This window comes from Sphingomonas citri (assembly GCF_019429485.1).
Taxonomy (GTDB): Bacteria; Pseudomonadota; Alphaproteobacteria; order Sphingomonadales; family Sphingomonadaceae; genus Sphingomonas; species Sphingomonas citri.
On the sequence record NZ_JAHXZN010000014.1, the window covers coordinates 16,710 to 32,079 of the forward strand.

A 15,370-nucleotide genomic window follows, 5' to 3' on the forward strand; every position below is an offset into this window, starting at 1 on the left:
CATGAGCGAGGCTGTGAAGAAGGTCTGCGTCATCGGCGCGGGCGTGATGGGCGCTGGGATCGCCGCGCAGGTCGCCAACGCGGGCGTGCCGGTACTGCTGCTCGACATCGTCCCCAAGGACGCGACCGACCGCGACGCGGTCGCCAAGGGCGCTGTGGCGAAGATGCTCAAGACCGAGCCCGCACCGTTCATGTCGGCCGCCGCGGCGCGGCTGGTCGAGACCGGCAACATCGACGACCATCTCGACCGCGTCGCGGAGTGCGACTGGATCGTCGAGGCGATCGTCGAGCGGCTCGACATCAAGCAGGCGCTCTACGCACGGCTTGAGCAGCTCAAGCGCCCCGGCACCGCGGTGTCGTCGAACACCTCGACGATCCCGCTCGGCCATCTGGTGGAGGGTCGCTCGGAACAGTTCCGGCGCGACTTCCTGATCACGCACTTCTTCAACCCGCCGCGCTACATGCGGCTGGTCGAGATCGTCCGCGGCGAGCACACCGACGTCGCCGTGGCGGAGAAGGTCGAGGCCTTCGTCGACCGCTTCACGGGCAAGCGCATCGTCCGCGCCAAGGACACGCCGGGCTTCATCGCCAACCGCATCGGCACCTATTGGCTCGCGGTCGCGGTCAACGCCGCGCTCGACCAGGGACTGACGGTCGAGGAAGCGGATCAGATCGGCGGGCGGCCGATGGGCGTGCCCAAGACCGGCATCTTCGGGCTGATCGATCTCGTCGGGATCGACCTGATGCCGCTGCTGTCCAAGAGCCTCTCCGCGACGCTCCCCGCCGGCGATCCCTATTTCGCGACGGTGCGCGACCTCCCGCTGGTCGATCGCATGATCGCGGAAGGCTATACCGGCCGCAAGGGCAAGGGCGGCTTCTACCGGCTCGACAAGCGCCCCGACGGCAGCCGCGCCAAGCTGGCGATCGATCTCGCCAGCGGCGACTATCGCCCCGAGCAGAAGCCCGCCGCGCTGCCGCCCGCGGCGGAGAAGGACCTCGCCGCGCTGGTGACGGTGCCGGGCAAGGTCGGCGACTATGCCTGGACGATCCTCGGCCAGGTGCTGAGCTACGCCGCGATGCTGGTCGGGGAGGCGGCCGACGACGTGGTCGCGATCGATGACGCGATGAAGCTCGGCTACAATTGGAAGTTCGGCCCGTTCGAGCTGATCGACCGGCTCGGCCCGGGCAAGCTGGCCGAGCGGCTGCGCGCCGAGGGCCGCGCCGTTCCCGCGATCCTCGAGACCGCGGGCGAGCGGTCGTTCTACCGCGTCGAGGGCGGGGTGCGGCAATTTCTCGGGCGTGACGGCGCGTACCACAACGTGCCGCGCGCCGAGGGCGTGCTGCTGCTCGAAGACGTCAAGCGTCGCTCGGCGCCGGTCGCGACCAGCGCCTCGGCGGCGCTGTGGGACGTCGGCGACGGCGTGCTCTGCCTCGAGTTCACCGCCAAGATGAACGCGCTCGACGGCGAGGTCGCCGCGCTGATCGAGCAGGCGGTGGCGCTGGTGCCGGGCCGCTTCAAGGCGCTGGTGATCTACAACGAGGGCAGCAACTTCTCCGCCGGGGCCAATCTCGGGCTGGCGCTGTTCGCGGTGAAGGCGGGCGCCTGGGGCGAGGTGGAGAAGCTGGTCGCGGCCGGGCAACGCGCGTTCAAGGCGCTGAAATACGCCCCCTTCCCGGTGGTGAGCGCGCCCTCCGGCCTGGCGCTGGGCGGCGGCTGCGAGGTGCTGCTCCACTCGGACGCAGTGCAGGCGCATGCCGAGAGCTATGTCGGGCTGGTCGAGTGCGGCGTCGGGCTGGTGCCGGGCTGGGGCGGGCACGGCGAGCTGCTCGACCGGCTCGCCAAGCTGCCGACGATGCCCAAGGGGCCGATGCCCGCGGTGATGAAGGCGTTCGAGCTGATCTCGACCGCGCAGGTCTCCAAGTCCGCGGCACAGGCCAAGGAGATGGGCTTCCTGCGCGCGAGCGACGGCGTGACGATGAACCGCGACCGGCTGCTCGCCGACGCCAAGGCGCGCGCGCTGGCGCTGGTCGACGGCTACCAGCCGCCCGAGCCGCCGGTCTACCGACTTCCCGGGGAGAGCGGGCGAGTCGGCATCGCCGGCGCGGTCGCCGACTTCCACCGCAAGCGCGTCGCCACGGACTATGACGTGGTGGTCGCGGGCCGGCTCGCAGAGGTGCTGACCGGGGGCGAGGCCGACCTCGTCGACGTGGTGAGCGAGGAGCAGCTTCTGGCGCTGGAACGCGCGGCCTTTCTGGAGAGCGCGCGCGACGAGCGCACCCACGCGCGGGTGGAGTCGATGCTGATGACCGGCAAGCCGCTGCGGAACTAGGACGCTCCGTTCGCCATCCCGGCCTCGGGCCGGCCATGGTGCCGCGCATGCAACAAGCGTGGTGTGCGCGGCACCATGGATCCCGGGTCACGCCCGGGATGACGGGGAAAGTCGATGTAAGTTACTGAAAACAATTGTTGGTCGCCGCCATCTCGCACTTTCCTTCACCGCGCGTTCAGCCACGCTGGCCGCAGGCAGATCACAGAAACGTTCAAAAGAGAGGTTCGCACATGTCCCCGTCGAAGAAGCTCGCGCTGTCGCTCACCGCCGCCGCCGGCGCGCTGGCGAGCGCCGGGGCCGCGCACGCCCAGGCCTTCTACCTGCAGGAGCAGGCCGCGCGCGCCGCGGGTCGCGCTTTCTCGGGGGAGGCGGCGGATACCGGCGCGGCCTCGCTGTGGTGGAACCCGGCGGCGATCGGCGGGCAGGAGCGCGCCGAGGCCACCGTTAGCGCCTCGGTGATCCTGCCCAAGGGGAAGGTGAACGATCGCAACTCGCTGATCCGCCGCCCCGGCGGCACCTTCGCCCCCGTCGGTGGGGACGCCACCTCCGAGGACCCGATCAACAACGGCGTGCTGCCCTCGGGCGCCGTCGCGGTGCCGCTGACCGACCGGATCGCGGTCGGCCTCGCGGTGACCTCGCCGTACAGCTTCACCACCGACTATAACGGCGACAGCTGGGCGCGCTACAGCGCCGACCGCACCTATCTGCGCACCTTCGACATCCAGCCCTCGGTCGGCGTCGCGGTGACCGACTGGCTGCGCGTCGGCGGTGCCGCCAACATCGAGCATGCCGAGGCGAGCCTCACCAACGCGTTGCCCAACCTGTCCGCGGCGCTGCCCGACGGCAGCCAGAAGCTCGCCGGCGGCGGCTGGGACGTGGGCTGGAGCGCCGGTTTCCAGATGCACAACGACTGGGCGACGGTCGGCGTCAGCTACAAGTCGGCGATCAAGCACAACCTGAAGGGTGACCTGACCGTCAGCGGCCTGCTCGGCCCACTCGCGGCGAATAACCGCGAGATCAACGGCGTCGACGCGAGCTTCTACACGCCCGCGCAGGTGATCGTCGGGGGCCGCTTCCGCGTGACGCCAGCGCTGACGCTCAACGCGCAGACGATCCGCTACACCTGGGAGAAGTTCGACGCGATCCGGCTCGGCGCGCCGGTCAACGCCGCGCTGCCCGAGAATTATCGCAGCACGTGGAGCTACGCCGGCGGCCTCGACTATGCCGTGTCGCCGCGGCTGACGCTGCGCGGTGGCGTGCAGCGCGCGCTGACGCCGACGCGCGACGGCGAGCGCGACGCGCGCGTACCCGACGCCAACCGCTGGAACTACGCGCTGGGTGCCTCCTTCGACGTGACGCCGAGCTTCTCGCTCGACCTCGCGGGCAATTACGTCGACTTCGCCGACACCACGATCGACCGCACCACCGCGGCCTACGCCGGGACCGCGGCGCAGACTCCGGTGCTGGTCAACGGCACACTAACCGACGCGCGCGCTTTGGTGTTCTCGGCGGGCGGGCGTGTGCGGTTCTGAGATAGGTGAGCTGCCTCACCGTTCCTGCTGAGGAGGCACTGAGCTCGCCGAAGTGCCGTCTCGAAGCACCGTTCTGCTCTGGGTGACGGCGCTTCGAGACGAGGCTTCGACAGGCTCAGCCTCTCCTCAGCGCGAACGGGGGCTCCCTGTAGCCTGATTCATCTCGTGTGAACGAGTGTGGTGCTCCTGCGGACGCAGGAGCCCAGAGCCGCGAGTGTTCCCCGCTGCGATCCTCGGGTCCGGCGTTCGCCGGAGTACGATCCGGTCGCGGTGGATCTCACGCGCGAAGCGGGGTCGGGCGTAAAGCGCCCCCTCACTCCCCCGCCAGCTCGCGCAGCAGCGCGCCCGCACGATCCAACTGGTCGTGCGGCGAGTCGATCCGTTCGCGCAGCAGCAGCCGGCGCTCCTTCCCCTCTAGCCCGTGCGCGGCGGCGTCGATCTCCACGCCCGGTCGCGGCGTCAGCGCGATCGCCGCCGGACCCGCCGCTACCGCCGCGATCCCCGCCGCGCGCGCGTCGACCCGCAACCGTGCCACCGCCAGCAAGGTCCGCGCTTCCTCGGGCAGCGCGCCGAAGCGATCCTCCAACTCCTCCTCCAGCGCGTCGAGCGCCTCGCCCTCGTCGATCCGAGCCAGCCGCGCGTAGATCGTGACGCGGATCTCCTCGTCGCGGATCCAGCTCTCGGGCAACCGGCCACCCACCTCCAGCTGCAGCTCCGGTGTCCAGCGCTCCACCTCCTCGCCGCGCGCGCGGCGCAGCGCGCCCTCGAGCAGCTGCTGGTAGAGATCGATCCCGATCAGCTTCATATGCCCCGCCTGGGTGTCGCCGAGCAGGTCGCCCGCGCCGCGCATGTCGAGGTCGCGCGCGCTGATCGCGAAGCCGGCGCCGAGCCGGTCGAACGCCTCCAGCGTGCGCAGCCGCTTCAGGGTGCGCGGCGCGATCTCGTGCTCGGGATCGGTGACGAGCAGCACGTGTCCGCGCCGCGTCCCCCGCCCGACGCGCCCGCGCAGCTGGTGGAGCTGCGACAGGCCGAAGCGGTCGGCGCGCCAGATCACCATCGTGTTGGCGCGCGGCACATCCAATCCCGCCTCGATGATGTTGGTGGCGAGCAGCACCTCGCCGTCGCCGCCGGCGAAGCGCACCATCGCCTCGTCGATCTCGGCCGCGGGCATCTTGCCGTGCGCCTGCACCAGCGACAGCTCGGGGACGAGCCGCGCGAGCTTGTCGGCGATCCCCGCCATGTCCTCGATCCGGGGCACCACCACGAAACTCTGTCCGCCGCGCGTGCGCTCGCGCAGCAGCGCCGCGCGGAGCGTCTCGGGATCGAACACGCCCACGGCGGTCCGGATCGGCTGGCGCCGTGCGGGCGGGGTGGCGATGATCGAGAGCTGCTGCAGCCCGACCAGCGCGCTCTGCAGCGTGCGCGGGATCGGCGTGGCGCTCAGCGTCAGCACGTGGCCCGCGGAGAGCGCGCGCAGCTTCTCCTTGTCCGCAGCGCCGAAGCGCTGCTCCTCGTCGATCACCACGAGGGCGAGGTCGTGATAGTCGACGCCCTTGCCAGCGACCGCGCCGGTGCCGATCACGACGCGGATCGAGCCGTCGGCGAGCCCGGCCTTGACGCGCTTCTTCTCCGCCGCGCTGCTCAGCCGCGACAGGCCCGCCACCTCGATCCCGAGCGGCTCGAAGCGGCGCGCGAAGCTCTCCAGGTGCTGGCGCGCGAGCACCGTGGTGGGCGCGGCGACCGCGACCTGCCGGCCCGCCAGCGCGACGATCGCGGCGGCGCGCAGCGCGACCTCGGTCTTGCCATAGCCGACGTCCCCGACGATCAGCCGGTCCATCGGCCGGCCCGAGGCGAGATCGTGACGCACCGCCTCGATCGCGCGCGCCTGGTCGGCGGTCTCGGTGAAGGCGAAGCCGGCGGCGAACCGCTCATAGGCGGCGGCGTCTGGCTCGAGCACCGGTGCCTCGCGCGCCTCGCGCTCGCGCGCGACCTCGGTGAGCTGGCGCGCGCTCTCGGCGATGGTCGCGTCGATCTCTCCGCGGCGCTTCTGCCAGCTCGACCCGTCGAGCCGGTCGAGTGTCACCGCGTCGGCGTCGGCACCGTAGCGCCAGATGCGATCGGCCTCGGCTACGGGCACCAGCCGCACGCCGTCGTCGGCATAGCCCAGCTTGATCGCGTCGCCGTCGTCCTCACCGGGTAGGCGCTCGAGCCCGAAAACCACGCCGATGCCATGTTCCTCGTGGACGACGACGTCGCCGACGCGGATCTCACCGGTCTCGAACAACGCGAGGTCGGCGGGGGCGGTGGCGAGGCTCTCGCGCTCGGCGCGGCTGCCGAGCAGGTCAGCGGCGGCGACCGCGACCACGCCGTCGCGTCGGAAACCTCGGTCGGCGGGCAGCGCGAGCGCGACGAGCGCGCCCTTCTTCGCTTTCGTGACGTCGGTCCAGGAGCCAACCGCTGCGATCTCGTCCTTGAGCGCCTTGGCGACGCGGCGGCGTAGGAAGCGTAGATCGCGCTCGCTGCCGAGCAGCGCCACGCGGTCGCCCCCGTCACGCGCGGCGCGGGCGAGCTTGGCGAAGGCGCGCAGCGGCGCCTTGTGCTCGACGAAGCGCGGCGGCGGGTCACCGGCGCGATCGACGCTGGCTTGGTCGCGCCCGGCGAGCGCCTTCGCCCAGCCCGCCTCGTCGACCACGTCGGCGAGCGTACGATGCGGCGATCTCTTGGCGGTGTCGGCGGCGAGCGCGAGGAACCGGCGCCGCCGCTCCTCGGCCGCAGGGCCGATGACGACCAGCGCGCCGGGTAGATGATCGAGCAGCGTGGTGGTTGTACCGGACTTCTGTGCGGAAGACGCGGTCACCTCCGGCTCCGACACGCGCCCCAGCTCGCGCTCGTCCAGCTCCTCGGTCGTGCGCTGGTCCGCCGGGTCGTAGCTGCGCAGGCCGACGACCCTGCCCTCGGCCACCTCGATCCGTAGCGGCTGCGGTGCGTCGGCGGGGAAGACGTCGAGCACCTGGCCGCGCAGCGCCACCTCGCCGGGCTCGTCGACGCGCTCGTCGGCGATATAGCCGATCGCGATCAGTTCGTCGTAGAGCTGGGCGAGATCGAGCGCCTCGCCGAGACGGATCGTCGGTGGCTCGGCCTCGAACGCGGCGGGTGGCGGATAAGCGCGCGCCAGCGCCTCACCGGTGGTGACGCAGGCGAGGCGCGGTCGCTTGCCCTTCTTCTTGGTCAGCAGCCGCAGCCGGCGCAACGCCGAGACCCGCTGGCCGACGTTGGCGGGGGAGGCGGCGGCCTTCTCACCGGGCAGCGCGTCGCTGCCGGGACAGAAGATCACACAGGCCGCTGGCATCGCCGCGGCGAGCGCGTGCGCCAGGGAGAGACCGCGCGCCTCGTCTATGGTGGCGACGAACAAATCGCGTTCGCCGAGCAGCTCGGCCAGCGCGGCGGCGCTCTCGGCGACGCCTAGCTGCGGCGTCGGCAACGGGTCGGTCAGCGCGGGGAGCGCTGCCGCCTCTGTCTCGGTCATTCGGCTAAACCCCTGAAGTTAGGGGGCGGAACGAGCCGGAGGGGGCGGCGTTCCCTTGCTCTAGCAGCGATAGGCGGCGCGAGGTGGTACGATGCTGAGGGCGAGCGTGGCGATGGCGATGGTGGCGCTGCTCGCGGCCGCACCCGCGGCGGCGAAGCGCAAGTCGCCCGATGCGGAACTGGCCGAGCTGCTCAAGGGCCGCACCGCCGAGCCGGCGGTACGCTGCATCACCCCGACCACCAACGACTCGCAGCGGATCATCTCGGGCAAGGGGATCGTGTACGGCAATGGCCGCCGGATCTGGGTCAACGTGCCGATCGGTCGGCTCGACACCATGCGCTGGGACGACGTGCTGGTGACCGAGCGCTTCGGCGGGCAGTTGTGCCGCAACGACCAGATCCGCGTGGTCGACCGCTTCTCGCGCGTGCCGCGGCCGATCCTGCGGCTGGGCGAGTTCGTGCCCTATGTGAAGGGATCGGCGCGGCGGTGAGGGGCTAATCTGCCGATCAGCGTCATCCTGAACTCGTCTCAGGATCTACCGTGCCGCGTGTCCAGCGGCCGAGATGTTCGCGGCGCCGTGGATCCTGAGACGAGCTCAGGATGACGCCAACGAGTTCAAACGTCTCGACGGCGCAACGTGCCAACCGCTCACCCCGCCTCGATCACCTGCACGCGATGCTCGTGGCAGGCGCGCAGCAGCTCTTCCGGGAGCGGCTGGTCGGTGACCAGATAGTCCACCATGTCGAGCCGCCCGACCCGCACCGGCGCCGCGCGCCCCACCTTGGAGGCATCGACCACCAGGATCACCTGGCGCGCGTTGCGCGCGATCGTCTGGGTGACCTGCACTTCGTCGGCGGCGAAGTCGAGCAGGCTGCCATCGGGGTCGATCGCGGAGGCGCCGATCAGCGCGACGTCGACCTTGAAGCTCTCGATGAAGCGCATCGCCAGCGCCCCCACCACCGCGCGGTCGCCGCGCCGCACCTGACCGCCGACCACCACCAGCTCGATCCCGTCATGCCCGTCCAGCAGATCGATGACGTTGAGGTTGTTCGAGATCACCAGCAGGTCGCGGTGCGCCACCAGCTGCCCGGCGACCGCCTCGGTGGTGGTGCCGATGTTGATGAACAGCGAGGCGCCGTTCGGGATCAGCGCGGCCGCGGCGGCGCCGATCGCCGCCTTGGCACCGGTCGCGACGCCGCGGCGCTTGGCATAAGCGAGATTGTCGACGCCGGAGGTCACGATCGCCCCGCCATGCACCCGCGACAGCAGCGCGCGCCGTGCCAGCACGTTGAGGTCGCGCCGGATCGTCTGCGGGGTGACCTCGAAGCGCGCGGCGAGGTCGTCGACCGTGACGCGCCCGGCGCCCCGCGCCAGCGCGAGGATGCGGCGATGGCGCTCGGCGGCGGGGTCGCCGCCGTCGGGCGCGGCCGCGCTCACGCCGGCGCGCGCGCGAGATAGGCGTCGACCCGCTCGGCGGTGCCCGGGGGGACGTGGAGCCCGAGCTTGCTGCGACGATAGAGCACGTCCTCCGCGGTGCGCGCCCACTCGGTCGCGGCGAGATAGTCGAGCTCGCGCGCGGTGAGCCCGGCGCCGAACTCCTCGCCGAGGTCGGCGGCGGTGTGCGCCTCCCCGAGCAGCACGCGCGCCTTCGTGCCATAGGCGCGCGCCAGCCGGCGCAGCAGCGCGCGGTCGATCGCGGGATAGTCGCGCGCCAGTGAGTCGACGAGCGGCTCGAACCCTTCCGCCGGGAAGTCGCCCCCCGGCAGCGTCGCACCCGCGGTCCAGGCGCCCCCGGCGTCGGGGAAGGTGTCCGCCAGCTCCGCCATCGCGTGCTCTGCGAGCTTGCGATAGGTGGTGATCTTGCCGCCGAAGATGCTCAGCATCGGCGCGTTCTCGTTGGCGCCGGCGGGGCCGCGGTCGAGGTCGAGCACATAGTCGCGCGTCACCGCCGAGGCGCTGGCGGCCTTGTCGTCGTACAGCGGGCGGATGCCGGCGTAGCTCCACACGATCTGCTCGCGCGTGACCGGGGCCTCGAAGTAGCGCGCGATCGTCTCGAGCAGATAGTCGGTCTCGTGCGGCGCGATCGCGGCGCGGCCGGGCGCGCCTTCCCACGCCTCGTCGGTGGTGCCGACCAGGGTGAAGGCGCCCTCGTAGGGGATGGCGAAGACGATGCGTCGGTCGGGGTTCTGCAGCATGAAGGCGTGGTCGCCCGCGTAGAGCCGCGGCACGACGATATGGCTGCCCTTGACCAGCCGCACCCCGCGGTCGTCGCGCGCGTGCGGCACGCGCGACAGGATGTCGGCGACCCACGGCCCGGCGGCGTTGACCAGCGCGCGCGCGGTGAGGGTGCGCTCGCCGCCGTCGTCGGCGAGCGTCGCGCGCCAGCCGCCGCCCGCGCGCGCGGCGTCGACGAGGCGGGTGCGCGTGAGCACGGTGGCGCCGCGGTCGGCGGCGTCGCGCGCGTTGAGCACGACCAATCGGCTGTCCTGGACCCAGCAGTCGGAATAGACAAAGGCGCGGCCGCGCTGGCGCAGCCCGTCGCCGCGCGGATCGTTCGCCAGTCGGATCGTCTCGGTGGCGGGCAGGCGCTCGCGCCCGCCGAGATGGTCGTAGAGGAACAGCCCGGCGCGCACCATCCAGGCCGGACGCGGCGAGTTCGTCTGCGGCAGCACGAAGCGCAGCGGCCAGATGATATGTGGCGCCATCGCCCACAGCCGCTCGCGTTCGATCAGCGCCTCGCGCACCAGCCGCACCTCGCCATATTCGAGGTAGCGCAGCCCGCCGTGGATCAGCTTGGTCGAGGCCGAGGAGGTGTGCGCGGCGAGATCATCCTGCTCCACCAGCGTCACGCGCAGGCCACGCCCGGCGGCGTCGCGCGCGATGCCGGCGCCGTTGATCCCGCCCCCGACCACCAGCAGATCCGTGTCGAACCCGTCGCGTGTCTCGTTCCCGCTCGCCATCGCGCGAATATGAGCCGCGCCCGCCGAGACTTCAAACGAAGATGTTGACGTTCGTTCGAACCCGGCGGACAAAAGTCGGCGACGGTCACGACGGCCGCGGGGAGAGGGACATGGCGGAGGAAGCGGCGCCGGCGGTCAGCACGCTGCGCGGCGAGCTGATCTCGGAGATGCTCGCGGTGGCGATCATCATCACGCTGGGCGACTCGGCCGCGGCGATGATCACGCTGTACGACCCTAGCCCCTACGCGACCGCTTATTGGGGCGTCTGCATCGCCTGGGGCCTCGCGGTGACGATCGCGATCTACGTCACCGGCGCGGTCTCGGGCACGCACGCCAACCCGGCGGTGACGCTGGCGCTGACATTGTTCCGCGACTTTCCGCGCCGCAAGGTGCTGCCCTATGTGGTGGCGCAGGTGGCGGGCGCGATGATCGGGGCGGCGCTGGTCTATCAGCTCTTCGGCCCGGTGATCGACGCCTATAACGCCAGCCACGCGCTCACCCGCGCGCAGGGCGGCGCGGCGGGCGTGTTCTTCACCGCGCCGGGGCTGCACATCACCGCGCTCCACGCCTTCTGGGACGAGGTGGTGCTCACCGCGATCCTGCTGCTCGGCATCTTCGCCATCACCGACGAGTTCAACACCTCCGCACCGATGGCCAATGCCAGCGCGCTGATCATCGGCCTGCTGGTGGCGTGCATCGGCGCCTCGGCGGGGTTCCTTGAGGGCTGGCCGATCAACCCAGCGCGTGACTTCGGGCCGCGACTGTTCTGCTGGCTGCTCGGCTGGGGCGAGTCGGCCTTCCCCGGGCCGGACCATTATTGGTGGGTGCCGATCGCGGGGCCGCTGGTGGGTGGCGTCGTCGGCGCGGGGCTCTATCAGTTCCTGGTCAAGCCGTATCTGCCGCGGCGGCGCTGAGGAGAGGGATCATGGCCGATACCAAGAACCACGTGCTGGCGATCGACCAGGGCACCACCTCCACCCGCGCGATCGTCTTCGACCGCGACGCGCGCCCGGTCGCCACCGCGCAGACCGAGTTCGCGCAGCATTATCCCGAGGGCGGCTGGGTCGAGCACGATCCCGAGGACATCTGGCGCGACACGCTCCAGGTCGCGCGCGAGGCGATCGCGCGAAGCGGCGTCGGCGCGGCGGGCGTCGCCGCGATCGGCATCACCAACCAGCGCGAGACGGTGGTGGTGTGGGACCGCGCCAGCGGCGAGCCGATCCACCGCGCGATCGTCTGGCAGGACCGCCGCACCGCCAAGCTCTGCGCCGAGCTCAAGGCGGCCGGGCACGAGCCGGCGGTGCGCGCCAAGACGGGGCTGCTGATCGACCCCTATTTCTCCGCCACCAAGCTCGCCTGGATCCTCGATCACGTCGAGGGCGCGCGCGAGCGGGCGGAGCGCGGCGAGCTGGCGTTCGGCACGATCGACAGCTTCCTGCTGTGGCGGCTGACCGGCGGGCAGGTCCATGCCACCGACGTCACCAACGCGGGCCGCACCTTGCTCTACGACATCCGTGCGCAGCGCTGGGACGAGGAATTGTGCCGCCTGTTCGACGTGCCGATGGCGCTGCTGCCCGAGGTGCACGACAACAGCCGGATCTTCGGCCACACCGCCGCGGGGCTGTTCGACGAGGCGATCCCCATCGCGGGCATCGCCGGCGACCAGCAGGCCGCGCTGATCGGCCAGGCGTGTTTCGATGTCGGCATGGCCAAGTCGACCTATGGCACCGGCTGCTTCCTGCTGCTCAACACCGGCACCGAGGCGATCGAGTCGGAGCACCGGCTGCTCACCACGCCGGCCTATCGGCTCGACGGGACGATGACCTACGCGCTGGAGGGATCGATCTTCGTCGCGGGCGCGGCGGTGAAATGGCTGCGCGACGGCATCGGCGTGATCACGCACGCGCGCGAGACCAACGACATGGCGACGCAGGTGCCCGACAGCCACGGCGTCTACATGGTGCCCGCTTTCGTCGGGCTCGGCGCGCCGCACTGGGACCCCGACGCGCGCGGCGCGATCTTCGGGCTGACACTCGGCGCGACGCAGGCGCACCTCGCACGCGCCGCGCTGGAGGCGGTGGGCTATCAGACGATGGACCTCACCGCGGCGATGATCGCGGACGGGGGCGCCGCGCCCGCGACGATCCGCGTCGACGGCGGCATGGCGGCGAACGACTGGCTGTGCCAGTTCCTCGCCGATCTGCTCGAAGTGGCGGTGGAGCGGCCGGTGCATCTTGAGACCACCGCGCTCGGCGCCGCCTTCCTCGCCGGGCTGGCGACGGGGGTGTGGGCCGACCTCGACGCGGTGCGCGCCACCTGGGCGCGGCGCGACTGTTTCGAGCCGCGCATGGCCGCGGCGGACCGCGAGCGGCTCGTGGCGGGCTGGCAGGTGGCGGTCGCGAAGACGCTGACGACGGGGTGACGGGGCACTTCGAGACGAGGGGTCGACAGGCTCAGCCTCTCCTCAGCGCGAACGGGTGAGGACGGAGACACCGTTCGTGCTGAGGAGGCGCTGAGCACGTCGAAGCGCCGTCTCGAAGCACATGGCGTGGCGACCTGTCGAACGGTTCAGAACAGCAGCGTCAGCGAGTAGACCAGCGCGCCCACCGCGGCCGAGGCGGGGATGGTGATCACCCATGCCACCACCACGTTCTTCGCCACGCCCCAACGCACCGCCGAGGCGCGCCGCGCGACGCCGGCGCCGATGATCGAGCCCGTGATCGTATGCGTGGTCGAGACCGGGATCCCCAAGGTCGACGCGCCGAACAGTACGATCGAGCCCGCCAGCGAGGCGCTGAACCCCTGGTGCTGCGACAGCCGCGTGATGCGCGAGCCCATCGTCTCGATGATCCGCCAGCCGCCGGTCATCGTGCCGAGCCCGATCGCCACGTAGCAGCTGATCGCGACCCAGTGCGGCACCTCGAACGGTCCCGTCAGATAGCCGGTCGAGTAGAGCAGGACGGTGATGATCCCCATCGTCTTCTGCGCGTCGTTGAGACCGTGGCTGAGCGAGTAGGCGGCGGACGACATCAGGTGCAGCACGCGGAACGAACGCTCCGCCTGGTTGGCGGTGCGGCGCCGCAGTGCCCAGCTCGACAGCAGCATCACCAGCATCGCCAGGAACATCCCGATCGTCGGCGAGAGCACGATCGCGATCAGCGTCTTGTTGAGTCCGGCCCATTTCACGCCCGAGAGCCCGGCATGCGCCACGCCCGCACCGATCAGGCCGCCGACCAGCGCGTGGCTGCTCGACGAGGGGATGCCCTTCAGCCAGGTGATGACGTTCCACGTCATCGCCCCGCCGAGCGCGCCGAAGATCACCGCCGGGGTGACCACCTCCTGCGCGATCAGCCCCTTGCCGATCGTCTCGGCGACGGCGTGGAGGCTCGGCACCGCCAGCGTCAGGAAATAGGCGGCGAAGTTGAAGAAGGCGGCGAACACCACCGCCTGCACCGGCGACAGCAGCCGGGTCGCCACCACCGTGGCGATCGAGTTGGCGGCGTCGTGCAGCCCGTTCAGATAATCGAACGCCAGCGCGACCAGGATGAGGCCGACCAGCAGCGGAAAGGCGAGCTCGTGCATGGCCGCGGCTCAGGCGTGGTCGATGACGATGCCATCGATCTCGTCGGCGACGTCCTCGAAGGCGTCGAGCACGCGCTCGAGATGCTTGTACAGCTCGCGCTCCACCACGAAGCGGAGCGTGTCGGTGCGGCCGAACTCACCGAGCGAGCGCTTCAGCCCGGCGGCGTGCATCTCGTCGGCACGACCCTCGATGCGGATCAACTGCTCGGTGAAGTCGTGCAGCTTCTGCCCGTTGCGGCTGACGTCGCGCAGCAGCGGCATCGCCGCGACCGCGAGCTCGGCCGCCTCCACCGCGGCGGCGGCCATCTCTCGCATCTCGGGGGCGAACTCGCGCACCTGGTAGAGGTCGATCGCGGCGGCGGCGGCCTGCATCTCGTCGACCGTGTCGTCGAGCGCGCCGATCAGCGTGGCGATCGCGCCGCGGTCGAACGGCGTCAGGAAGGTCGAACGCACCGTCTTGAGCACGTCGCGGGTGATCTCGTCGGCGCGGTGCTCGTGGGCGATGATCTCGGCGATCATCGCCGCCGCATCGCACTCGCCGCCGACCAGCTTGGCGAGCGCGCGCGCGCCCGCCAGGTCGGTCACGGCGTGCGCCTCGAACATCTCGAAGAAATTGCCCGTCCTCGGCAGAAGACGCTGGAACCAAGCGAACATCGAACTCCCATCCCCACCCGAAGGTGTTTCCCGTCCCGATAGCCCGAAGCACGAGTTGCGCGCGGCGCCAAGCAAAACCGAGCGGCGCCATGGCCGAGACATGTGACACTTGGGTTGCAGCGCCATCGGCGGTTTCGTCCCGAAAACCGATAACCTGCATCAAAGCCATTGTTTTTAAAGGAACAACCGTCGGCGCACCAGCTTGATCGGGGGAGCAAGGAGAGACGCATGCCAAGCTATTCCAACGACGTGGTCCAGTCGGTGTTCGTGACCGGGTTGAAGAACGCGCACGGAGTCGAGCATCAGGCGCTCGCGCTGATCGACCGCCAGCTCGACCATCTCGCCAACTATCCGGAGGTTGCCGCGCAGCTGCGCATGCACCGTGCCGAGACCGAGGAGCAGATCCAGCGGCTGGAGGAGATCCTCGCCGGCTTCGGCGAGACTCACTCGGTGCTCAAGGACGCGGCGCTGTCGTTCACCGGCAACATGGCGGCGCTGGCGCACGTGTTCGCGCCCGACGAGATCCTCAAGAACAGCTTCGCCAACTTCGCCTTCGAGAATTTCGAGGCGGCGAGCTACAAATCGCTGCTGACGCTGGCGGACGCCGGCGGCTTCCAGCAGCCGGTGTCGCTGCTGACGGCGTCGCTCAACGAGGAGCTGGCGATGGCCGCCTGGGTCGACGGGCACAATGCCGAGCTGACGCTTAAATATGTCGAGCGCCGCGCCGCGGGCGAGACGGCGAGCCACTGAGGCAAGCGGGACTCAACATTCGCGCGGTGACGGCGCG

11 protein-coding genes are annotated in these 15,370 nt (G+C 70.8%); 6 read left to right on the plus strand and 5 right to left on the minus strand.

The genetic code is table 11. The annotated features are described in order from the left end of the window. The first annotated feature begins 1 nt into the window (after nucleotide 1). Entirely contained in the window at nucleotides 2–2,329 is a 2,328-nt protein-coding gene (locus KZ820_RS20370) for a 3-hydroxyacyl-CoA dehydrogenase/enoyl-CoA hydratase family protein (protein WP_219750645.1), read from the plus strand. 230 nt (nucleotides 2,330–2,559) lie between these two features. Next, nucleotides 2,560–3,861 carry an OmpP1/FadL family transporter gene (locus KZ820_RS20375; RefSeq protein ID WP_219750646.1) on the plus strand — a complete coding sequence of 434 codons (1,302 nt, stop codon included), beginning with the start codon at nucleotides 2,560–2,562 and terminating at the stop codon, nucleotides 3,859–3,861. A gap of 313 nt (nucleotides 3,862–4,174) precedes the next feature. Here the strand turns inward: KZ820_RS20375 and KZ820_RS20380 are convergent, their stop codons facing one another. Next, nucleotides 4,175–7,387 carry a helicase-related protein gene (locus tag KZ820_RS20380; RefSeq protein WP_219750647.1) on the minus strand — a complete coding sequence of 1,071 codons (3,213 nt, stop codon included), beginning with the start codon at nucleotides 7,385–7,387 and terminating at the stop codon, nucleotides 4,175–4,177. A 91-nt stretch (nucleotides 7,388–7,478) separates the two neighbouring features. Between KZ820_RS20380 and KZ820_RS20385 the strand changes: the two genes are divergently transcribed. Continuing rightward, nucleotides 7,479–7,877: a hypothetical protein gene (locus tag KZ820_RS20385; protein ID WP_219750648.1), complete on the plus strand. Its 399-nt coding sequence runs from the start codon at nucleotides 7,479–7,481 to the stop codon at nucleotides 7,875–7,877. 158 nt (nucleotides 7,878–8,035) lie between these two features. Here the strand turns inward: KZ820_RS20385 and KZ820_RS20390 are convergent, their stop codons facing one another. Both KZ820_RS20390 and glpD read right to left on the minus strand, forming a co-directional pair. Next, nucleotides 8,036–8,824 carry a DeoR/GlpR family DNA-binding transcription regulator gene (locus KZ820_RS20390; protein ID WP_219750649.1) on the minus strand — a complete coding sequence of 263 codons (789 nt, stop codon included), beginning with the start codon at nucleotides 8,822–8,824 and terminating at the stop codon, nucleotides 8,036–8,038. Next, nucleotides 8,821–10,347, minus strand: a complete 1,527-nt coding sequence (gene glpD, locus KZ820_RS20395) for a glycerol-3-phosphate dehydrogenase (protein ID WP_219750650.1) — start codon at nucleotides 10,345–10,347, stop codon at nucleotides 8,821–8,823. The genes KZ820_RS20390 and glpD overlap by 4 nt, the downstream gene beginning before the upstream one ends. Nucleotides 10,348–10,457: 110 nt before the next feature. Between glpD and KZ820_RS20400 the strand changes: the two genes are divergently transcribed. Both KZ820_RS20400 and glpK read left to right on the plus strand, forming a co-directional pair. Continuing rightward, entirely contained in the window at nucleotides 10,458–11,261 is an 804-nt protein-coding gene (locus tag KZ820_RS20400) for an MIP/aquaporin family protein (RefSeq protein WP_219750651.1), read from the plus strand. Between the two features lie 11 nt (nucleotides 11,262–11,272). After that, nucleotides 11,273–12,769 (plus strand): glycerol kinase GlpK, encoded by a 1,497-nt coding sequence (gene glpK / locus KZ820_RS20405; protein ID WP_219750652.1) that lies wholly within the window; start codon nucleotides 11,273–11,275, stop codon nucleotides 12,767–12,769. A gap of 146 nt (nucleotides 12,770–12,915) precedes the next feature. Here glpK and KZ820_RS20410 read toward each other — a convergent pair whose 3' ends face one another. Continuing rightward, nucleotides 12,916–13,929, minus strand: coding sequence for an inorganic phosphate transporter (locus tag KZ820_RS20410; protein ID WP_219750653.1), 1,014 nt, complete (start codon nucleotides 13,927–13,929; stop codon nucleotides 12,916–12,918). A 9-nt stretch (nucleotides 13,930–13,938) separates the two neighbouring features. Next, complete coding sequence (locus tag KZ820_RS20415; RefSeq protein ID WP_132907847.1) at nucleotides 13,939–14,583, minus strand: DUF47 domain-containing protein; 645 nt, start codon at nucleotides 14,581–14,583, stop codon at nucleotides 13,939–13,941. 228 nt (nucleotides 14,584–14,811) lie between these two features. On the opposite strand from KZ820_RS20415, the gene KZ820_RS20420 reads away from it, so the two are divergent. Further along, nucleotides 14,812–15,333: a ferritin-like domain-containing protein gene (locus KZ820_RS20420; protein WP_219750654.1), complete on the plus strand. Its 522-nt coding sequence runs from the start codon at nucleotides 14,812–14,814 to the stop codon at nucleotides 15,331–15,333. The last annotated feature ends 37 nt before the right edge of the window (nucleotides 15,334–15,370 follow it).